Source organism: Citreicella sp. C3M06 (assembly GCF_018860705.1).
GTDB lineage: Bacteria > Pseudomonadota > Alphaproteobacteria > Rhodobacterales > Rhodobacteraceae > Salipiger.
The window spans coordinates 25,501-45,553 of record NZ_JAHKQA010000005.1; the positions used below are offsets into that span (position 1 = coordinate 25,501).

Consider the following 20,053-nt stretch of genomic DNA (forward strand, 5'->3'; position numbering starts at 1 on the left):
GTGGTACTTGAATGTCAGACCCCGTGACGAATCTGGAAATCGAGGATGTCCTGTCCTCCATCCGCCGCCTCGTGTCCGAGGATGCTCGCCCTCGAAGCGAGCCGCCGACCGAGGCGCCTGAGCGGCCTGATCGTCTTGTTCTGACCCCGGCGCAGCGTGTGAATGACGTCGCAAAGGGTGGGCAAGACCCCGAAATGCCTGTCGCTGATGCCGCCACGCCTCAAGCCAGCGAAGACACCCGGGATGCCAAGTTTTTCAAACCGGAGCCAGAGCTGACCACAGCTGCCGTCGACGAGCGATCGGGCTTCATTACGCGTCTGGTGTCCGACGAGGTCGAGCGGATGCTTGCAGCGCAAGAGGATTCGGCGCCCGAGTCTGACGTGGATGTTGCGCCGGACCCCGCCGAAGACAGCCTGTCCGCCAAGATCGCAAGGCTTGAAGCGTTGATTGCGCGGGGCGCGGCCCCCGAAGCTCAAGCGGAACAGGGCGAAAACCCGGCCTCGGCAACCTTTGTGCACCGCGCCAGAGACTCGCTCGATTGGGAAGATCACGTCGCGCACGAAGACGCCGATACCTTTGTGATCGAAAGTCCGGGTGCAGATAAAGCCGACCCTGCAACCGACGTCGCAGAGTCGACGCAGGAGCGTGTTGAAACTGTCACGCCGCCGGCGCTGGTTCTTGGCGGGCCGCCGTGGCGGGGCTCTCAGGTTGAGGGCGGCGCCAAGGATCTGCCTGTCGACGCGCGCAAAGAGCCCGGCACCGCCGTCGCCACCATCGACGAAGAGATGCTGCGCGATATGGTTGGCAGCATCGTCCGTCAGGAGCTGCAAGGCGCGCTTGGCGAGCGCATCACCCGCAATGTCCGCAAGCTGGTCCGCCGCGAGATCCATCGCATGCTGGTCAGCCACGAACTGGACTGAGCCTGGCGCGAAAACTGTGACTGCAAAAGGAAAGGGGTGCCCCATCGGGACACCCCTTTCTTCACTTCAGACGCTGCATCCCGATCAGGCGGCTTCGGCCTGCTCGGCAGCAGCGGCAGCATGGCGACGCTCGCTCTCTTCACGCGACAGCGCAACAGAGGTCCGCACGCCCTTGCCGACAAATTCCATCAGGCCGGCGACAACCCGCTCGTTTGGGTCGATACCGGCACAGCTCAGAACCTCACGGCCGTCGCGTGAGCGCGCCCAGCGGGCGATCTGCTCGGGACCGTTGCCGTACTTCTTGTCATCGGCGATCGCGTCGTCGAGCGCAGCCAGTACCACGGCGGCAAAAAGCTTGCGCGCGCGGTTGCCCTGTTCGGCGTTGTAGGCTGTGCTATCCACGAAATCTTTCATGATTCGACCTTTGATTATTGCTCTTGTCTTTTGCGGCGTGTGTGGCGTTATGGACCATTCCGATTGATTCGGATACACCGCGATTGCATGCCTGCCATGCGACTTTTGCATATCTCTAATCGCTGCCGCTCAAGATCTCGTTGTCTTGCACGATGGCAACAGGCCAGATATAGGAGCTGCCAGAGACTCATCAACCTTTTGCCAAAGTTTTGCCCATGCCCAAGATCAACGGAAACGAGATCCGCCCCGGTAACGTGCTGGAGCATAACGGAGGCCTGTGGGCTGCCGTTAAGGTCGACCATGTGAAGCCCGGCAAGGGTGGGGCCTTCGCACAGGTTGAAATGAAGAACCTGCGCAACGGCTCCAAGCTGAACGAGCGGTTCCGCTCGGCGGACAAGGTCGAGCGTGTGCGTCTGGAACAGAAGGACATGCAGTTCCTCTACGAAGATGCCGGCCAGCTGATCTTCATGGATACGGAAACCTACGATCAGGTGCAGATCGACGCCGAGCTGCTGGGCGAGCGTCGCCCCTTTCTTCAGGACGGCATGACCATTCTGGTGGAATTCCACGAGTCCGAGGCGCTCAATGCCAGCCTGCCGCAAAAGGTGACCTGCAAGATCGTCGAGACCGAGCCGGTGGTCAAAGGTCAGACTGCCGCCAACAGCTTCAAGCCCGCCGTGCTCGACAATGGCGTGCGGGTTCTCGTGCCGCCCTTCGTCGGGCAGGATGAAGACATCATCGTGAACACCGAAACCATGGAGTATTCGGAACGCGCATAACCCGCGCGCCGACTGCTTTGTCCCCGTGCGATCCGGGGGCGCATATCAGATCCAAAAGGGCCTCCGGCGCATAGCCACCGGAGGCCCTTTTCAATGATCGATCCCCTTTCCAAACACGACCTGCCGCAGGTTGCGCCGCTGCTGCGAGGGCTCAACGCGCTGCACGTGTCGCGGGTGCCGCATCGCTTTCACGGCGCATCGGATGATGCGGCGCTTGGCGGGTTTCTGGCGCAACAGCTTGATGATGGCGCGTTCGGGCTGGTGTACCGCGCCGAGGGTGTCGTGCGCGGCTACCTGCTCTGGCGTGTGCGCGACATCCCTGCCAGCGCGGTCGAGCAGGGCAGGCGGGTGGCGCTGCTCGATCACATCGCAGTTGCGCCGTCGTGGCGGCGGCGCGGGATAGCGCGGCGGCTGGCACGACGGTTCGAATCCGAGGCGCGCGCCGCTGGCTGTGACGGCTGGGTGGTTTCTGTGCACAGCTTCAACGCGGCGTCGTGGGCATTGATGCGCGGGCTTGGCGCGCGGGATGCGGTGCAGATCCTTGAAAAACTGCTGGTCTCAGACCCCGGCCGCACCGATCAGGCGTGAGACCAACCCTTGATAGGCGGCGCCGAACAGCCGGTAATGCACCAGCGCCGGAAACAGCTGATAGATCGGGCGGCGCGCGGCGCGGCCCGGCGTTTCCGGCCCGTAGCCTGCGTGGAAATCCGGCGCGGGCGCGCCGAACAGGTCGAGCATGGCAAGGTCGACCTCGGCGTGGCCATAATAGCAGGCCGGGTCGATCAGATAGGCACCGTGGGCGCTGAACAGCGCGTTGCCTGTCCACAGATCGCCATGCAGCAGCGCGGGTGGTGGCGACGCAGGCAGCCGTTCGGGCAAGGCACGGGCGACGGATTCCAGCCGCCTTGCCATCGCCGGGGGCAGGGCGCTCAGAAACGGCAGCAGGCGGCGTTCGGCCCAGAAACGCGGCCAATCCGCGGCTGGTGCGTTGTCGATGACAACCTTGCCAAAGGCGTAATCCTCGGGCCAGCCATACCCTGACCCGCGCGCCGCGTGCAGCTTTGCCAGCCCGCTGCCCAGTGCCCGCCAGCCAGAGGCGGACGCGGTCGTCTCCTCTAGCCATTCGAGGCATAGAAGGTCGCCTTGCAGGTGCAGCACCTTTGGCACGGGTGCACCGGTGGCGGCCATGGCGCGCAGCATGGCCGCCTCTGTCGCCACCCTTGGCCCACGCTTGACCGCAACGGCGGTGCCATCCGACAGATCCATCCGTACCACTTCAGACAGATCGCCCCCGTGCAACGCGCGCGTCGCAACCACATCCTTCCCAAAGATCCGCGACGGTCCCTGCACGGTCATGGCTCGTACCGCAGCCGCGCGTCTGCGGCGGTAAGCGTGCCGACGGCGCGATCGAACCGCAGATAGGCGATGCCGCGCCCGCCCGACTGGGTATACAGCACGCCTGCAGGCTTTTCGCCCGACAGGATCTCGGTGCCGACCGGGGCCGTGCCATCGACGACAACCGGCGCGAGGCCTTTGCGCAGCTCGGCCTTGTGCTTCATCCGGGCGGTCACTTCTTGCCCGACATAGCAACCCTTGCGGAAATCCACCCCGTGCAGGCGTTCGAAGCCGGCCTCGAGGATAAAGGTGTCCGGCGTCAGCTCGATGCCGCTTTCCGGCACCAGCGCCTCGACTCGCAGCGCATCCCAGTCGGCGGTTTCCGAGGGCCGCCCATCATAGGCGCGCCAGCCAAGACGCGGGTCACGCGGATCGGCGAAGGCCCCGTCGGGGGCCGCACCGGGGCCGCGCGCAACCGCAAGGTCGGTCGGTTCGACCGTCACCTTGGCCCGCAGCTTGTACATGCTCAGCGCGCGCAGCAGGTCGCCGGCCAGCGGTTCGGCCACATCGACAAGGATGTCATCGCCATCCGGCACAAGGAAAAAGTCGGCCCGGTATTTGCCTTGCGGCGTCAGCAGCGCGGTGTAGACGATGCCGTCCTTCAACCGCGTCACATCGTTGGTGACCAGCCCCTGAAGGAAATGTTCAGCCTCCGGGCCGCTGATCCGCAGAATTTTGCGTTCGCTCATGGTCGCCCCCTTCTGATTTGGGGGGCACTCTACCGCCGCGTCGCAGCGCTGGCGAGAGCAGGGCGATCAGCTTTCCGCGAATTGCAGTGCATGAAGCCGCGCATAGGCGCCTTGTTGCGCAAGTAGGTCATCATGCGTGCCTTGTTCGACGACCTTGCCCTGATCCATCACCACGATCTTGTCGGCGTGCCGCACCGTCGATAGCCGATGCGCGATGACCAGAGTCGTGCGCCCCTGCGCCAGCTTGTCCAGCGCTGCCTGCACCACGGCCTCGGATTGCACATCAAGCGCGCTTGTCGCCTCGTCCAGCAGCAGGATCGGCGTGTCGCGCAGCAGTGCGCGCGCGATAGAAACCCGCTGGCGCTGGCCGCCTGACAACGACGAGCCGCGCGGCCCGACGCGGGCGTCGAGCCCGCCTTCGATCCGGGGTAGGAAATCGGCGACATGCGCCGCCTCCAGCACCTTGTTCATCTGCTCGTCAGACACGCCCTTGCGCCCAAGCAGGATATTGTCGCGCAGGGATTCATCGAACAGCAGCGATTCTTGGCTGACAACGGAAAACAGGCCACGCAGATCCGCCAGCGTCATATCCGACACCGCTACGCCGCCGATCTCGATCAGCCCGCTTTCGGGGTCGACCAGCCGCGTCAACAAGTTGAACACCGTCGACTTTCCCGCGCCCGAAGCACCGACCAGCGCCGTGGTCTGCCCGGCCTCGGCGACAAAGCTCGCGCCGCGCAGCACCGGCGAGTCTCCATAGGACAGCCGCACGTCGCGCAGTTCGATTCGCGGTGTGCCAGTCGGTGGCGGCAGCGGATGCTCCGGGTCGCGTAGCTCGGGGATCATATCGAGCAACTCTTTCAGACGCTCGATCGAGGCCGCCGCGATCTGCCAGCTGCCGCTGACCGATCCCAGCCGGCGCAGCGGTTCGAAGGCCAGCGCGATGGCGGTGAAGAACGCCATGAAATCACCGACAGTCTTGGTGCCGGACAGGATCTCCCCACCACCGTAGAACAGCACACCGACAAAGCCGATGCCGGCCATCAAATCGATCATCCCCGGAATCGCCGCCTGCCCCATCGAGGCGCGGGTCTCGGTGCGGATGCGCTGATCGGTCAGATCGCGGTATCGCTTGGCCTGATAGCTCTCAAGCCGGTTGAGCTTGACCGGGACGATGCCGTGAAACACCTCGTTCAGGCGCATCGACAGCGACGCACCGACATCGCGTGCCTGCCGCGCGAATTTGCGCACATAGCGCTGAAGGCCAATCGACGGCAGCACCAGCAGCGGCGCGCCGACCAGCGCCACCAGCGTCCAGCGCCAGTCGATGGTCATCGCCACCCCGAATAGCGAGAACAGCGCGATCACGTCGCGCCCCGCCCCGGTGATGATGATCCGCCAGACTTTGCTGATGCCACCGACGTCGCCTTCGATGCGCTGCATGACATAGCCGGGGCCAAAGTTCTGGTGAAAGGCGCTGTCGAGCGTCATCAGGTGGCGCATCAGATCGTTGCGGATATCACCGACCGAGCGTTCCGAAACCTGCGTCATCACCACCTTCTGCACGACGCTGGCCAGCGCCCGCAGCAGGAAAGAGCCAAAGATCACCGCGCCGACCCAGACCAGCGCCGAGCCGTCCCCGCCGATGAACACCGTATCGAACATCGGCTTCATCATGTAGCTGAGCAGTCCGAACATCGAACCTTCGATGAACATGAACAGCATGGCGACGACCAGCAGCACCCGGTAGCGCCACAGATAGGTCCACCAAAGCCAGAGAAAGAGGTTTTTGCGTTCGCGCGGTGCAGGCGGGGTGCCGTCGCTCATTCCAGCTCTTTCGCGATGTCGGCGGGCGGGCGGCGGGCGTCGAACCCGGCCTGCGCGGCCTTCTCGTCATATTCTGTGGCGACCCAGTCTTCGAAGCTGATCGGCGAGCGGGCGTTGCGGGCTGCGTACATGTCCAGAACATAACCCTGAATGCCGGTGCGTGTGAATTCCAGATGGATGTATTTCAGGCCAAGCTGCTTGCGGGCGATCTCGACCGGGGTGTTCTCGAACACCATCAGGTAGACCGCCGAGGCAAACCCGGCCCGGTCCGCCCCTGATTTGCAGTGGAACATGAACGGCCTTTGCGCCTGCCGCATGGTCGCCAGCAGATGCTGGATGCGCACCCGGCTTGGCGCAGTGCGCGCCCAGAGCTTGGCGTGCAGCAGCGTCAGACCAAGCGCCTCGCAGCTTTCCTTTTCAAACAGGTAATGCGAATATTTCTCTTCGCCCCGCAGGGTGATGACGGTCTTGATACCCATCGCGGCGTATTTCTCGAACCGCCGGTGGGTCGGATGGTTCGACCGCCACACGCCGGGCGCGATCTGCCAGAAATTGGTCCAGACCGAGCGCAGCCATGCATGGTCGAACAGGTTGTAATGCAGCTGCGACAAGGCACGCGAACCGGGGCTCGAAATGTCCTTGCCGAAGGATCTGCGAACCCTGCGTTCGGTGGTTTCGATCTTTTCCCAGAGGGTCTTGAGCATCGTTACGGTCCCGGTCCCTTTGCGGGCGGTTTAAGGGGGCGGGCCCTGCGTGGCAAGCATGAGGGCATGCGCAACGGGCGATTGACGCGACCGTCTCGACGGATAGGTTGGCGCTGGCCCCGCAATTTCAAGGGGCAGTTCTGCGGAGTCTCCCCCTATGTCCCTAGCCTACGGCCGCCCTTACCTGGCCATTCCCGGCCCGTCCGTCATGCCCGATGCCGTGTTGCGCGCGATGCACCGCGCCTCTCCGAACATCTACGAGGGCGAGCTGATCGACATGGTGCGCGGCATCATCCCCGATCTGCGCCACGTCGCGCAGACCGACGGCAACGCCTGCATCTATATCTCGAACGGTCACGGCGCATGGGAGGCGGCGCTGTCGAACGTGGTTGCCGAGGGTGAAACGGTGCTGGTGGCCGCGACCGGGCGCTTTGGTTTTGGCTGGGCCGACATGGCCACCGGGCTGGGGATCGAGACGCAGATCATCGACTTTGGCCGGCAGACGCCGGTCGACCCGGCCCGCGTCTTCGAGGCGCTGAAGGCCGATTCCGGCCATGCCATCCGTGCGGTACTGATGAGCCATGTCGACACCGCAAGCGCCATTCGCAACGATGTCGCCGCGGTGCGCCGCGCCATCGACGAGGCCGGGCATCCGGCGCTGTTGATGGTGGATTGCATCGCCTCGCTGGCCTGCGATGTGTTCCGCATGGATGAGTGGGGCGCGGATATCATGGTGGCAGGCTCGCAAAAGGGGCTGATGGTGCCGCCGGGCATGTCCTTTGTGTTCTTCAACGACAAGGCCGCTGCGCAGCGCGAGTCGATGAAGCGGGTCAGTCGCTATTGGGACTGGAAGCCGCGCGCCGACCCTGAATTCTTCTACCAGTATTTCGGTGGCACAGCCCCGGCGCATCATCTTTACGGGCTGCGCGTGGCGCTGGACATGATCAAGGACGAAGGGCTCGACGCGGTCTGGGCTCGCCACGCGACACTGGCGCGGGCGGTCTGGGCGGCGGTCGAGGCGTGGGGCAAGGACGGGCCGCTGGCGCTGAATATCGCTGATCCCGCGCATCGCAGTCACGCGGTTTCGGCGCTGCGAATCGGTGCTCCCTACGGCGCGCAGCTGCGCGAATGGACGGACAAGAAGGCCGGCGTGACGCTGGGCATTGGCCTTGGCATGTCGGAACCCGGCGATCCCCAAGGCACCGGCTTCTTTCGCATCGGCCATATGGGACACGTCAACGCCCATATGGTGCTGGGCGCACTTGGCGTGATCGAAGCGGGGATGCAGGCGCTTGGCGTGCCGCATGGTCGGGGCGGAATCGCCGCCGCCGCCGAGGTCATCGGCAAGGCCTGACGGCCAAAGGATCTGCGGGAAGGGCGTCAGCCCTTCTCGCCATTGATGCGGTTGTCGAGCAGCGTGATCAGGTGGTTGACGACCACCCCGGCAATGGCCACGGCCTCAAGCCCCCAGTTCACCCAGACCACCCCAAAGATCCACAGCATGTTAATGAAGATGAAAAACAGGGCAGAGGTCGTGTATTCGGGGGTCGTCTGTCGTGTGCGCTCGTCCATGACATGAATCCTCGCTCAGAGCTGATCATGAGTCCTTCCGGTCTGCGCCGACATCCGGCGACGCAACCGATCATGCAGGATCAACCCTTGCGAAATCCTTATGGTTCCGCGCCGATCAGCCCACAGGCACGGTTTCGCGGGCCTGCGCCAGTGCTATTGGCAGTTCCGCCGCCAGAATATCCAGATCTTCAGGGGTTCCGGCACTGATCCGGATACAACGATCCTGCGGCGCCACGAAGGGCATCCGCACGAATACGCCCCGCGCCGCAAGCGCCTGCAGCACGGCTTTCGCCAATCGCCCGTCGCCGCCGCAATCCACCGCGACGAAATTGGTTGCCGAAGGCAGCACGCTCAACCCGTTTTGCTGCGCGACCTCACCGATCCGAAGACGCGCCTTGGCAACCTTGTCGCGCACTTGCCCCAGCCAGTCGTCGTCTCGCAGCGCCGCCAGCGCGCCAGCCTGTGCGGCTCGGTTCATCGCGAAATGATTGCGAATCTTGTCGAAAGCACGGATCAGCGGCTCGGCGCCAAAGGCATATCCGACCCGCGCCCCCGCCATGCCATAGGCCTTGGAAAAGGTCCGGAACCGGATCACCCGGGGATCGTCGATCGCGATGCGCGGCGCCGTCCCCTCGGGCGCGAATTCGATATAGGCCTCGTCCAGTGCCAGCACACAGCCCGCTGGCAACTGCGCAAGCGCAGCCTCGATTTCGGCGCCGCTGTGCCAGCTGCCCATCGGATTGTCGGGGTTGGCAAGATAGACGATCTTGGCGTCGACCTCTGCCGCGCGGGCGAACAGCGCCGCCATATCTTCGGAATCGCCCGCATAGGGCACCTTGTGCAGCGCCCCGCCATAGGCGTTCACGTGAAAGTTGAACGTGGGATATGCCCCGTCCGAGGTCACCACCGCATCGCCCGGCGCCACCAGCAGCCGGACCAGATAGCCCAGTAGCCCGTCGATGCCCTCGCCAAAGACAATGTTTTCGGGGCCGCATCCCAGCCGCGCCGACAGCTCGGCCTTCAGGTCGCAATGGCTTGGGTCGGCATATTTCCAGATTTCAGAGTCCGCCGCGCGCAGCGCCGCAATGGCCTTCGGTGACGGGCCGAACACATTTTCATTCGCGCCAAGCCGGGCACGAAACTCATGCCCCTGCGCGCGCTCAAGCTGTTCGGGGCCGACAAACGGCACCGTGGCTGGAAGGTCGGCGATGAGGCGGGGAAATCTGGGTCCGGTCATGGCGCGGGACTATGCCTGCCCGGCGCGCGCGGTCAAGAAAAATGCCATGCCGGGCGAAATCCCGGCCCCAGTCTTCATCTTGCCAGATAAACTCCGGGGGGCCCGAAGGGCGGGGGCAGCGCCCCCTCCACGCCGGAATGCCCCGCGCAACTCCATGGTCTTGCGCATAGCGAAACAAGCCAATCTCCGGCATTGCACGGCGCTGTGCCTTGACCGCAGAAGGCGGGCAGGCCAGTTGTTGCCCCAACAGCCGCATCTAGGAAAGGCCGCGCCTGAATGGCTAGCACACCGCCCCCCTTTGCCCCGTTCGAATGGATGATCGCATGGCGCTACCTGCGTGCCCGCCGTGCCGAAGGCGGGGTCAGCGTGATGACCTGGATCAGTCTCGTCGGCATTACCCTTGCGGTGTTCGCCCTGATCGCGACGCTGGCGGTGCGCTCGGGCTTCCGGGCGGAATTCGTCGACACCATCCTTGGCGCCAACGCGCATGTCACCGTCTACGCTCAACAGCGGCAAGACGACGACGGTCGCATCCTGCGCACCTTTCCCGACTATACCGAGCGTGCCGAGCGGGTGGCCGAGGTGCCCGGCGTCACGCGGGTTGCCCCGCTGGTCAAGGGGCAGGTCATGGCCACCGCCAACAGCCGCAACGCCGGTGTCGAGGTGTTCGGCATCGCCGCCGATGATCTCCGGGCCATCCCGCGCATCGCCGATCCCGAAACGGGGCGCGGCACGCTGGACGATTTCGGCGTTACGCCCGAAGCGCCGCCACTTTCGATGCCCGAGATCGTCGAGGGCGATGACGTGATCGAAGACGACATCGACGGCGGCGAAGAGGCAGAGACCATTCCCTTCACCGTGCCCGCCGCCACAGGCATCGCCATCGGCTCGGGCGTCGCCCGCGAACTGGGCGTCGGCGTCGGCGATGAGATCAAGCTGATCTCGCCCGACGGTGTGCGCACCGCCTTTGGCGTCAGCCCGCGCGTCAAGACCTATCCGGTCAGCTATATCTTCACCGCCGGTCGCTATGACATCGACCGCACCCGCGTCTATATGCCCTTCGACGAGGCGCAGCTGTATTTTAACCGCGAAGGCGTCGCCGACGAGCTTGAGGTGATGACATCCGACCCCGAAAGGGTCGAGGATCTCGCGCTCGATATCCAGCAGGCCGCCGGGACGGGGGCGATCATATGGACATGGCAGGATGCCTCCGGCGCCTTCCTGCGGGCGCTCGAGGTTGAGGATAACGTGATGTTCGTCATCCTGTCGGTGCTGGTGCTGATCGCCACCATGAACATCGTTTCAGGGCTGATCATGCTGGTAAAGAACAAGGGCCGCGACATCGGCATTTTGCGCACCATGGGCCTGACCGAAGGCTCGGTGCTGCGGGTGTTCTTCATCTGCGGGGCCTTCACCGGGGTGATCGGCACGGTGATGGGCGTGGCGCTGGGGTGCCTGTTCGCCATCTACATCGACCCGATCTTTTCCTTCGTGAACTATGTCTCGGGGGGCGGGGTCTGGGACCCGGCGGTGCGCGGGATCTATTCGCTCCCCGCCAAGCTTCAGCTGCAGGACGTGGCAAGCGCTATGGCGCTGTCGCTTGGCCTGTCCTTCGTCGTCACGATCTTTCCCGCCCGCCGCGCGGCGCGGATGAACCCGGTAGAGGCACTGCGCTATGAATGATCCCGTGCTGAGCCTGTCGGGCATCACCAAGACCTACAACACCGGCCAGCCCAACGAGATCGCCGTGCTGCGCGGCGCCTCGCTGGATCTGGCCCGGGGAGAGGTGGTCGGGCTTGTCGCGCCCTCGGGGGCGGGCAAATCGACGCTGCTGCATATCGCCGGGCTGCTCGACACCGCCGACGCGGGCGAGGTGTCCATCGCGGGCGAGGCGCTTGGCGGTAAATCAGATCGTCGCCGCACCATCCTGCGGCGGCAGGAGATCGGGTTCGTCTACCAGTTCCACCACCTGCTGCCGGAATTCACCGCGCTCGAGAATATCTCGCTGCCGATGCTTGCCAACGGTACCGCGAAGGATGCCGCCGAAACGCGCGCCTTGCAGCTGCTTGCCAGCGTCGGGGTCGAAAGCCGCGCTCATCACCGCCCCGCCGCCCTGTCAGGGGGCGAGCAGCAGCGCGTCGCCTTCTGCCGCGCCATGGCCAACGGGCCAAAGCTGCTGCTGGCCGACGAGCCGACGGGCAACCTCGATCCCGGCACATCCGACACGGTGTTCGGCGCGTTGATGACGCTGGTGCGCGAAACTGGCCTGTCGGCGCTGATCGCCACCCATAATCTGGAACTGGCCGCGCGCATGGATCGCCGGGTGCGGCTTGACGGCGGCGCGCTGGTTCCGCTCTAGCGCATCGCCATCCAGACCCCTGCGGCCATCAGACCGATCCCGGCTGCCCGCGACAACGTCAGCGGCGCCGGGATCGCGCCCATCAGGCCGAAGTGATCAATGATCGCGGCGCTGATCAGCTGGCCGATCAGCACGAAAAACACCGAGCGACCAATGCCGAAATGCGGCGCCACAAAGGTGATGCTGAGCACATAGAACGCCACGAACAGCCCGGCGAGAAACAGATGCTTGGGCGCGCCCCACGCCCGCACGATCGGCCTTGGGTCCAATGTGAGCAGCACCAGAATCGTCGCCGACAGCGCCACGCAGAACAGGATCACCGCCGCCGCCGGGGGCGAGCCGATGTAAGCGCCCAGCCGGGCATTCAGCGCGGCAAGGATCGGAATGCCGATCCCGGCGGCAAGCATGGTCAGGGCATAGGCAGGCATGTACAGTCCTTGTGATGAAGGCTTGATCCGGCTCGCCTCGCAGGCGAAACAGAAGGCCGGGAAACGACGGAGCGAAGTCATGAAATACGTGATGGTGGGCGCATGGCTCATTGCTGGGGCCGGGCTTGTGGCCTGCGTTCCCAAAGAAATGCCGCAGGCGCGTGACGGGCGGGCGCTTTACATGGAGTACTGTTCGGTCTGCCACGGCGAGACGGCCAAGGGCGACGGCGAGATGGCCCGCGCCATGAGCAAGCCGCCCAAGGATCTGACGCTGATCTCGCTGCGCCACGGCGATACCTTTCCGCGCGCCAAGGTGCTGTCGTATATCGACGGTTACGCCCGCTCGGACCTTGACGGCCCGCAAATGCCGGAATTCGGCGAGCTGCTCGAAGGCGATTTGATCCCGCTCGACACCGGCGACGGCAAGATGACCCCGACGCCGCGCAAGCTGGTGGCGTTGCTCGAGTATCTCGAATCGGTTCAGGTCACGCGCTGAGCTCATGGCGCGCCGACCGAGCGGCGCACCATCTGCCAGTAGATGCCGCTGATCTCGTCGATGCTTAGCCGTCCCTGCGCGCGGTACCACGTGTTGACCCCGGTCAGCATGGCGATCAGCGCGCGGGTGGCGATGGCCGGATCGGCGACGGTAAAGGTGCCCGCCGCCTCGCCGTCGCGCAGAATGCCTTCAAGCACCGCCTCGTAGCGTTTGCGCAACCCCTCGATGACGGCGAAATTCTCCGGCTCGAGGTTGCGCAGCTCCATGTAGGAAATAAAGATCGCCTCGGGCCGCTGCAGGTTGAACCGGATGTGGAAACGCACGAAACATTCGAGCCGCGCCATCGGGTCATCGCCCTGCGGTTCGCCCTTCCACGCGTCCAGCAATTCGTCCATATGGCCCTGTAGCAGCGAAAACAGCAGCGCCTGCTTGTCGGGGGTGTAATTGTACAGCGCCCCGGCCTGCACGCCGACCTCGGCCGCGATCTGGCGCATCGACACGGCGGCATAGCCGTGCTTGGCAAAAAGCCTGAGCGCCGCCTCGCGGATGCGGGGGCCGGTGAGTGCGGAATGGGAACCTTGGGTGCGCGCCATGCCACATGAATGAACTGAACATTCGTTCAGATCAAGCGGCGCGCTTGCTCCGAAGCCCAGCCTGCGGCAAGAGGGGGACGGACCCGATGGAAAAACGCCCATGCGCCTGCTGCCCTTGCTGATCCCTGTCGCCCTTGCGGGCTGCACCGCCTTCCCCGACCTTGATCGGGCGCGCACGGCTGAAACACGTTGGGCCCCCTATCCCGATCTTTTGCCACTGGAGCAGCTGACCGACGGGCCGAGCCCAATGGTCGATGCGCAGATGCGCGTCGGGCTCGAAAGCCGCGCCGAGGCGCTACGTGCCCGCGCCGCCGGGCTTTCGGGCCCGGTTGTGCCCGCGCCGGTGCGCTCGCGCATGGCGCAAGGGGTGGCCTGGCCTTACCCTGAATAGCCCTTGCGGCGTTGCACCTTCCCGCTTGGGCGGCTAATCCCTGCGCCACTCAACACGTATTCGCGCGGCTTTGCCGCGCCCAAGGCATGAAGGAACGCCCGATGTCCGGCACCACCTCTGAACCGCTTCGCATCGGGATTGCCGGCCTTGGCACCGTTGGCTCGGGCGTCGTCAAGATCATTCGCCAGAAGGCGGCACTTCTGGCCGACCGCTCTGGCCGCCGGATCGAAATCGCCGGCATCTCGGCGCGCAACCGCGACAAGGATCGTGGTGTGTCGTTGACCTCGTACGACTGGGAAGACGATCCGGTCACGCTGGCGACCCGCCCTGATGTCGATGTCTTCGTCGAACTGGTCGGCGGCTCTGACGGCCCGGCCAAGGCCGCTGTCGAGGCGGCGCTGAAGGCGGGCAAGGATGTGGTGACCGCGAACAAGGCGCTGCTGGCCCATCACGGGCAGGCGCTGGCCGAGCTGGCCGAGGCCAATGGCTGCGTGCTGCGCTTCGAAGCGGCGGTGGCGGGTGGTATTCCCGTCATCAAGGCGCTGACCGAAAGCCTTGCGGGCAATGACATCACCCGCGTCATGGGGGTGATGAACGGCACCTGCAACTATATCCTGACGCGGATGGAATCGGGCGGGCTGACCTATGCTGCCGCCTTTGCCGAGGCCGACGCGCTGGGGTATCTCGAAGCCGATCCGCAGCTTGACGTCGGCGGCATCGACGCCGGGCACAAGCTGGCGCTGCTGGCGTCGATCGCGTTCGGCACGCAGGTGGCGTTCAGTTCTGTCGAACTCGAAGGCATCGGCCGCGTCAGTATCGACGACATCCGGCAGGCCTCGGATATGGGCTACAAGATCAAGCTGCTGGGCGTGTGTCGCCTGACCGGGCGCGGGCTCGAACAGTCGATGTCGCCCTGCCTCGTGCCCGCGACCTCGCCGCTGGGACAGCTGGATGGCGGCACCAACATGGTGGTGATCGATGGCGATCAGGTGGGCCAGATCGTCATGCGCGGCGCGGGCGCGGGCGAAGGCCCCACCGCCAGCGCGGTGATGGGCGATATCATGGACATCGCGCGCGGCACGCGGGTGACGACCTTTGGCGTGCCCGCCTCGACGCTGATCGCGGCGACGCCCGCGCAGGCGGCGACCCCGGCCCCGTATTATCTGCGCATGGATCTGGCCGACAAGCCGGGCGCTCTGGCCAAGGTGGCGGCGGCGCTCGGCGACGCCGGCGTGTCGATCCATCGGATGCGCCAGTATGACCATGTCGACAACGCCGCTCCGGTGCTGATCGTCACCCACAAGACCACCCGCGCCGCGCTCGATCAGGCGCTCGAGGCGATTCCGGCGACCGGTGTGGTGCGCGACGCCCCGGTGGCGCTGCGCATCGAGGCGGTCTGAACCGGCACCCTGCCGCCGTTTTTACCCCGATGCTTCTCAAGGCGCATGTCGCCGTTCCGGGGCCGGTCGTTAGCGCGACCGGCCTTGTGCTTTCGCGCGGCCACGCGCTACACCCCTTGCGACAGTGTTTCAGAGGAAGACCCCATGTCGATCCCCAAGGATTTCAATGACCGTATGCTTTCACTCGGCCTTGCGCGGGTGGCCGAACAGGCCGCCATCGCCTCGGCGAAACTGATCGGCCACGGCGACGAGAAGGCCGCCGATCAGGCGGCCGTGAACGCCATGCGCGAGCAGCTCAACAAGCTGGACATCAAGGGCGTGGTGGTGATCGGCGAGGGCGAGCGCGACGAAGCCCCGATGCTGTACATCGGCGAAGAGGTCGGCACCGGCACCGGCCCGGGCGTGGATATCGCGCTGGACCCGCTCGAAGGCACGACGCTGACCGCCAAGGACATGCCCAACGCGCTGACCGTGATCGCCATGGGGCCGCGCGGCTCGATGCTGCACGCGCCGGATGTGTATATGGACAAGCTCGCCGTCGGGCCGGGCCTGCCGACCGACGTCGTCACGCTGGACATGAGCCCGTCCGAGCGCGTCGCGGCGCTGGCCAAGGCCAAGGGCGTCAAGAACACCGACATCACCGTGTGCATCCTTGAGCGCGAGCGCCACGACGAGATGATCGCCGAAGTGCGCAGCACCGGCGCCGCGATCCGTCTGATCACCGATGGCGATGTTGCCGGTGTGATGCATTGCGCCGAGGCCGAGATCACCGGCATCGACATGTACATGGGATCGGGCGGCGCGCCCGAGGGTGTGCTTGCGGCCGCCGCCCTGAAATGCATGGGCGGGCAGATGTACGGCAAGCTGCTGTTCCGCAACGATGACGAGCGTGGCCGTGCCGCCAAGGCCGGGATCACCGATCTCGACAAGATCTATACCCGGGACGAGCTGGTCACCGCGGATGTGATCTTTGCCGCGACCGGCGTGACCGACGGCTCGATCCTGTCGGGGATCAAGCGCACGCCGGGCTGGATCACCACCGAAACCATCCTGATGCGGTCCAAGACCGGCTCGGTGCGCCGGGTGATCTACCGCAACCCGTTCGAATAAGCGGGCCGGGATCGCGACAAGATCAAAGGCGGGGGCGGCGTTCCGTTCCCCGCCTTTTTGCGTTATCGCGCAGGCTCTGACTGGTAGGAGACGGATATGGCGTATCTCGGGGTTGATTGCTCGCTGACCGGGCGGCGCTGGGTTGGGCCGGGCGTCGAACACGAACGCCTCGCCGAGGCGATGGTGCAGCAGACCGGCCAGCCGCGCGCGCTGTGCGGGGTGCTGGCGCGGCTGGGCGTGCCACTCGAAGAGGTGGCTGGCTACCTTGACCCCAAGCTACGCGACCTGCTGCCTGATCCGCGCACGCTGCGCGACATGGAGGCCGCCTCGAGCCGGCTGGTGGCGGCGGTGACGCGGCGCGAGCGTGTGGCGATCTTTGCCGATTACGATGTCGATGGCGGCACCTCGGCGGCGCTGCTGATCGACTGGTTCGGCCAGATGGGGCTGGAGCCGACGCTCTATGTCCCGGACCGCATCGACGAAGGTTACGGGCCGAACGAACCCGCCATGGCGCAGCTGGCAGCGGCGCATGATCTGATCGTTTGCGTCGATTGCGGTACGCTGTCACATGGGCCGATCGCAGCGGCGGCTGCGGCGGATGTCATCGTGCTGGATCACCACCTTGCGGGCGAAACCCTGCCCGAGTGCGTCGCCGTGGTGAACCCCAACCGGCAGGACGAAGACGGGGCGCTGGCGCATCTGTGCGCTGCTGCCGTGGTGTTTCTGGCACTGGTCGACGCAGGCCGTCAGATGCGTGCGGCGGGCAAGCGGGGGCCGGACCTGATGGCGATGCTCGACCTTGTGGCGCTGGCGACGGTGGCGGATGTTGCGCCGCTCAGGGGTGTGAACCGGGCGCTGGTGCGGCAGGGGCTGAATGTCATGGCCGGGCGTTCGCGCCCCGGCCTTGTGGCGCTGTCCGATGTGGCACGGGTCGATACTGCGCCGACCTCCTATCATCTTGGCTTTGTGCTGGGGCCGCGCATCAACGCGGGTGGGCGCATCGGGCGCGCCGATCTTGGCGCGCGGCTGCTGGCCTGCCGCGATCCGCACGAGGCGAAATCTCTGGCAGACAAGCTTGACCAGCTCAACGGCGAGCGGCGCGAGGTCGAAGAGGCGGTGCGCGCTGCCGCGCTGGCGCAGGCCGAAGAGCGCGGCTTTGACGCGCCGCTGGTCTGGGCGGCGGGCGAAGGCTGGCACCCCGGCGTGGTCGGCATCGTGGCATCGCGGCTCAAAGAGCGCACCAACCGGCCCGCCATCGTCATCGGCATGGATGGTGACGAGGGCAAGGGGTCGGGGCGCTCTGTGTCTGGCGTCGATCTTGGCGCCTCAATCCAGAAGCTGGCCGCCGAGGGGCTGCTGATCAAAGGGGGCGGCCACAAGATGGCGGCGGGCCTGACCGTGGCGCGGGACAAGCTGGAGGCGGCGATGGAGCGGCTGACAGAGCTGCTGGCAAAGCAGGGCGCGGGGCTTGGCGGCGCGGCGGATCTGTCGCTTGACGGTACGTTGATGCCCGGCGCGGCCAGCGTCGATCTGTGTGAGGGCATCGAAAAGGCCGGCCCCTTTGGTGCAGGCGCGCCCGCGCCGCGCTTTGCCTTTCCCGAAATGCGGGTCGGTTTTGCAAAGCAGGTCGGCGCGGGGCATCTCAAGGTCAGCTTCGATGACGGGCTTGGCGTGCGGATCGACGCCATCGCCTTTGGCGCCTTCGACGGCCCGCTGGGCGCGGCTCTGAGCGATCACAAGGGCAAGCGATTCCACGTTGCGGGCCGGATCGAGATCAATGAATGGAACGGTCGGCGCAGCGTGCAGTTGCGGCTTGAGGACGCCGCCGAGGCGTGAGTTCACAAAGCCCTGTTTTCCATGAAACAATCGCGCTCGCTTGCTGAGCTTTGGAAAAGGCAACAAGGCGCAAGCTTTGTTGATTTAGGGCTTGCAAGCAAGAGAGGCTTTGCTTAGAAGCCCTTTCACCAAGAAGGTACGGCCCGTTCGTCTATCGGTTAGGACGCCAGGTTTTCAACCTGGAAAGAGGGGTTCGATTCCCCTACGGGCTGCCATTCCTTCTTTGTACCGGGCCTTCGGGCCTATGTGATGGCCCGTTCGTCTATCGGTTAGGACGCCAGGTTTTCAACCTGGAAAGAGGGGTTCGATTCCCCTACGGGCTGCCACACGTTTCTCCTTTCTGATCAGATGCCATGCGCAGGCTGCGCCGCAGCGTGGACCAGCATGGCCATTTCACCGCATCAGATCCTGTAACCGCGCCTTGTTCGATTCGGGCGAAGCCCCGGTTCTTGCCGCGCCTCGGCATGAGGGGATGCTCGCGTGTGGGGGTACCCATCGCCGAGCTCAACGCCTTCTGTCGTGCCCGGCTGGGCGTGGGTCTGACCCGGCTGGCGGGCTGGATCGCCGGTCAGTTTCAGCCGCCCGCCTGCGGTGTGCTTTGCCGCCGGCTAGGGAATCGCCACTGCTTCCGGGAAATCGGCCTCGGCGTCGGTGATCCGCTCCCGCATCTGCCGTTCTGGCTGGCCGATGCGGACCTCAGGTTCTTCGCCGACGGCCAGCACGTCAAGCGCAAGCATCGGCATGTCGGCTGGCACGGCGCCCTTGACCCTGACTTTCGGGGTAGAAAAGTCCTGCCACCGCTGCGACTGAGGTGGACCCAATTTCCCAGACAGGTTTGCGGCGCTGCTAAGCTTGCCTGATGATCATGCTGCCGGTTTGAGGCCGGGGCCCTGATGGGCCTCGATCGGTGGTCTGCCTTCAAGTCCGAATGCGGGCGCTCGGTGTTGTAGAAGACCCTCCCCTTGCCGATGCCTGCCCGGGCCGCAGATCCGGTTTCGAAGGCGTGGAGGTAGAAGCACGCATATTCCAGCGACCGCCATAGCCGTTCGATCCTGACGTTGCTCCGCTGCTCGGCAGGGCCTTGCGAAGCAGGGTCCCGAGAGGGGAATGTAGGTGATGTCCGCGCACCGGTTGCCCGGAAGGGCCATGCGGAGCATAATCCCCAGAGGAGGACCTGGTTAGGGCGCTCGATCACCATATCCCTGATGAGATACGGATACTTGCGGTACTCCGGGTGGGGCGCGGTCGTGCGCGGCCGCTGGTGGACAGCGCGCAGGCCCATCCTCGCCATCAGCCGCCGGATGCGCTTGCGCCAGACGCAGTAGCCTTGGTTGCGCAGGTGCTTCGCCATTTGACGGCTACCGTAGAGCGGGATCTCCGTGAACGGCGCATCGATCAGCTTCATCAGCGCCAGGTTCAGCGGGCTCTTGGACTTGCCCGGGCCGCACCATGCCAACAGGCTGACCCCGACCTGCACGCATTGCCGGGTGATCGACAGCACCGGGTGTCTGGGCTCGATCATCTCTCGCCTCCGGGACGGGCTCACCATCCGGAGGCTTTGACTAAAATATCCCGCTCCAACACCAGTTGGCCGATCTTGGCGGGCAGCTTTTCGATTTCGCCTTCCCTTTCGGCTGCCTTCGCCTCGGCCTTGCCGGAGAAGTGTCCAGACATGCCCTCGAGCGCCGCCTTCGCCTTGAACTCGGCGCCCTAATTCTTTCGTGTACCAGTCACGCCGTTCTTCCTCGTCATTCTTGGTGGCAAGCTTCGCAGGAGGGTCGGTTTTCTGGGAAATCCTCAGCGGCGGTTCGGCCCGTTCTTCGGGCGCACCTGGGTTGCGGGGGCCTGTGGGCGTTCGGTGCTTCTCGGGGCAGTCGGGTGGCAGGATGAGGACAGATCCTTG

Annotated in this window: 22 protein-coding genes, 2 tRNA genes and 1 pseudogene; 13 read left to right on the forward strand and 12 right to left on the reverse strand. The window is 65.2% G+C overall.

The features are described from left to right. The first annotated feature begins 11 nt into the window (after window positions 1-11). Window positions 12-920: a hypothetical protein gene (locus KO516_RS01885; RefSeq protein WP_216002118.1), complete on the forward strand. Its 909-nt coding sequence runs from the start codon at window positions 12-14 to the stop codon at window positions 918-920. A gap of 84 nt (window positions 921-1,004) precedes the next feature. On the opposite strand, the gene KO516_RS01890 is transcribed toward KO516_RS01885, so the two are convergent. Further along, window positions 1,005-1,334 carry a DUF6280 family protein gene (locus tag KO516_RS01890; RefSeq protein WP_216002119.1) on the reverse strand — a complete coding sequence of 110 codons (330 nt, stop codon included), beginning with the start codon at window positions 1,332-1,334 and terminating at the stop codon, window positions 1,005-1,007. A gap of 215 nt (window positions 1,335-1,549) precedes the next feature. Here KO516_RS01890 and efp point away from each other — a divergent pair, with 215 nt between their 5' ends. Then, complete coding sequence (gene efp / locus KO516_RS01895; RefSeq protein WP_216002120.1) at window positions 1,550-2,113, forward strand: elongation factor P; 564 nt, start codon at window positions 1,550-1,552, stop codon at window positions 2,111-2,113. Between the two features lie 93 nt (window positions 2,114-2,206). Continuing rightward, complete coding sequence (locus KO516_RS01900; protein ID WP_216002121.1) at window positions 2,207-2,701, forward strand: GNAT family N-acetyltransferase; 495 nt, start codon at window positions 2,207-2,209, stop codon at window positions 2,699-2,701. On the opposite strand, the gene KO516_RS01905 is transcribed toward KO516_RS01900, so the two are convergent. The 4 genes from KO516_RS01905 to KO516_RS01920 form a co-directional block, all read right to left on the reverse strand. Continuing rightward, a complete protein-coding gene (locus tag KO516_RS01905) occupies window positions 2,672-3,469 on the reverse strand; it encodes a fructosamine kinase family protein (protein WP_216002122.1) in 798 nt (265 codons plus the stop codon). The genes KO516_RS01900 and KO516_RS01905 overlap by 30 nt on opposite strands. After that, window positions 3,466-4,197: a folate-binding protein YgfZ gene (locus tag KO516_RS01910; RefSeq protein ID WP_216002123.1), complete on the reverse strand. Its 732-nt coding sequence runs from the start codon at window positions 4,195-4,197 to the stop codon at window positions 3,466-3,468. Before KO516_RS01910 ends, KO516_RS01905 begins: the two co-directional genes overlap by 4 nt. A 66-nt stretch (window positions 4,198-4,263) precedes the next feature. Further along, window positions 4,264-6,024, reverse strand: coding sequence for an ABC transporter ATP-binding protein (locus KO516_RS01915; protein WP_216002124.1), 1,761 nt, complete (start codon window positions 6,022-6,024; stop codon window positions 4,264-4,266). Then, entirely contained in the window at window positions 6,021-6,728 is a 708-nt protein-coding gene (locus tag KO516_RS01920; RefSeq protein ID WP_216002125.1) for a tyrosine-protein phosphatase, read from the reverse strand. The genes KO516_RS01915 and KO516_RS01920 overlap by 4 nt, the downstream gene beginning before the upstream one ends. A 157-nt stretch (window positions 6,729-6,885) precedes the next feature. On the opposite strand from KO516_RS01920, the gene KO516_RS01925 reads away from it, so the two are divergent. Next, entirely contained in the window at window positions 6,886-8,082 is a 1,197-nt protein-coding gene (locus KO516_RS01925; RefSeq protein WP_216002126.1) for an alanine--glyoxylate aminotransferase family protein, read from the forward strand. 26 nt (window positions 8,083-8,108) lie between these two features. Here KO516_RS01925 and KO516_RS01930 read toward each other — a convergent pair whose 3' ends face one another. Together KO516_RS01930 and KO516_RS01935 are read right to left on the reverse strand one after the other, a co-directional pair. After that, window positions 8,109-8,300 (reverse strand): histidinol phosphate aminotransferase, encoded by a 192-nt coding sequence (locus KO516_RS01930; protein WP_216002127.1) that lies wholly within the window; start codon window positions 8,298-8,300, stop codon window positions 8,109-8,111. 115 nt (window positions 8,301-8,415) lie between these two features. After that, complete coding sequence (locus tag KO516_RS01935) at window positions 8,416-9,537, reverse strand: pyridoxal phosphate-dependent aminotransferase (RefSeq protein ID WP_216002128.1); 1,122 nt, start codon at window positions 9,535-9,537, stop codon at window positions 8,416-8,418. A 276-nt stretch (window positions 9,538-9,813) separates the two neighbouring features. Here KO516_RS01935 and KO516_RS01940 point away from each other — a divergent pair, with 276 nt between their 5' ends. Together KO516_RS01940 and KO516_RS01945 are read left to right on the forward strand one after the other, a co-directional pair. After that, window positions 9,814-11,220, forward strand: a complete 1,407-nt coding sequence (locus KO516_RS01940; RefSeq protein WP_216002129.1) for an ABC transporter permease — start codon at window positions 9,814-9,816, stop codon at window positions 11,218-11,220. Further along, entirely contained in the window at window positions 11,213-11,896 is a 684-nt protein-coding gene (locus KO516_RS01945) for an ABC transporter ATP-binding protein (RefSeq protein WP_216002130.1), read from the forward strand. Before KO516_RS01940 ends, KO516_RS01945 begins: the two co-directional genes overlap by 8 nt. Here the strand turns inward: KO516_RS01945 and KO516_RS01950 are convergent. Further along, window positions 11,893-12,324 carry a DMT family transporter gene (locus KO516_RS01950; protein ID WP_216002131.1) on the reverse strand — a complete coding sequence of 144 codons (432 nt, stop codon included), beginning with the start codon at window positions 12,322-12,324 and terminating at the stop codon, window positions 11,893-11,895. The two genes, KO516_RS01945 and KO516_RS01950, sit on opposite strands and share 4 nt — an antisense overlap. A gap of 79 nt (window positions 12,325-12,403) precedes the next feature. On the opposite strand from KO516_RS01950, the gene KO516_RS01955 reads away from it, so the two are divergent. Continuing rightward, window positions 12,404-12,820 (forward strand): cytochrome c, encoded by a 417-nt coding sequence (locus tag KO516_RS01955; protein WP_216002132.1) that lies wholly within the window; start codon window positions 12,404-12,406, stop codon window positions 12,818-12,820. 2 nt (window positions 12,821-12,822) lie between these two features. Here KO516_RS01955 and KO516_RS01960 read toward each other — a convergent pair whose 3' ends face one another. Continuing rightward, entirely contained in the window at window positions 12,823-13,413 is a 591-nt protein-coding gene (locus tag KO516_RS01960; protein WP_216002133.1) for a TetR/AcrR family transcriptional regulator, read from the reverse strand. Between the two features lie 100 nt (window positions 13,414-13,513). Here KO516_RS01960 and KO516_RS01965 point away from each other — a divergent pair, with 100 nt between their 5' ends. From KO516_RS01965 to KO516_RS01990, 6 genes are all read left to right on the forward strand, one after another. Next, a complete protein-coding gene (locus tag KO516_RS01965) occupies window positions 13,514-13,804 on the forward strand; it encodes a hypothetical protein (RefSeq protein ID WP_216002134.1) in 291 nt (96 codons plus the stop codon). A gap of 101 nt (window positions 13,805-13,905) precedes the next feature. Continuing rightward, window positions 13,906-15,204 carry a homoserine dehydrogenase gene (locus tag KO516_RS01970; RefSeq protein ID WP_216002135.1) on the forward strand — a complete coding sequence of 433 codons (1,299 nt, stop codon included), beginning with the start codon at window positions 13,906-13,908 and terminating at the stop codon, window positions 15,202-15,204. Between the two features lie 144 nt (window positions 15,205-15,348). Beyond that, window positions 15,349-16,314 carry a class II fructose-bisphosphatase gene (glpX, locus tag KO516_RS01975; protein ID WP_216002136.1) on the forward strand — a complete coding sequence of 322 codons (966 nt, stop codon included), beginning with the start codon at window positions 15,349-15,351 and terminating at the stop codon, window positions 16,312-16,314. A 96-nt stretch (window positions 16,315-16,410) separates the two neighbouring features. Further along, window positions 16,411-18,150: a single-stranded-DNA-specific exonuclease RecJ gene (recJ, locus tag KO516_RS01980; protein WP_216002137.1), complete on the forward strand. Its 1,740-nt coding sequence runs from the start codon at window positions 16,411-16,413 to the stop codon at window positions 18,148-18,150. 140 nt (window positions 18,151-18,290) lie between these two features. Further along, window positions 18,291-18,365, forward strand: a tRNA-Glu gene (locus tag KO516_RS01985). A 36-nt stretch (window positions 18,366-18,401) separates the two neighbouring features. Further along, window positions 18,402-18,476, forward strand: a tRNA-Glu gene (locus KO516_RS01990). Window positions 18,477-18,758: 282 nt separating this feature from the next. Here KO516_RS01990 and KO516_RS01995 read toward each other — a convergent pair. From KO516_RS01995 to KO516_RS24670, 3 genes and pseudogenes are all read right to left on the reverse strand, one after another. After that, the gene (locus KO516_RS01995) at window positions 18,759-18,905 is read right to left on the reverse strand and encodes a hypothetical protein (protein WP_216002138.1); all 147 of its coding nucleotides are present in this window, start codon (window positions 18,903-18,905) and stop codon (window positions 18,759-18,761) included. Between the two features lie 173 nt (window positions 18,906-19,078). Next, window positions 19,079-19,699: pseudogene (locus KO516_RS02000) on the reverse strand (IS3 family transposase); the annotation flags it as partial. Then, window positions 19,693-19,824 (reverse strand): hypothetical protein, encoded by a 132-nt coding sequence (locus KO516_RS24670; protein ID WP_371742016.1) that lies wholly within the window; start codon window positions 19,822-19,824, stop codon window positions 19,693-19,695. The gene KO516_RS24670 and the pseudogene KO516_RS02000, both read right to left, overlap by 7 nt. Window positions 19,825-20,053: the final 229 nt, after the last annotated feature.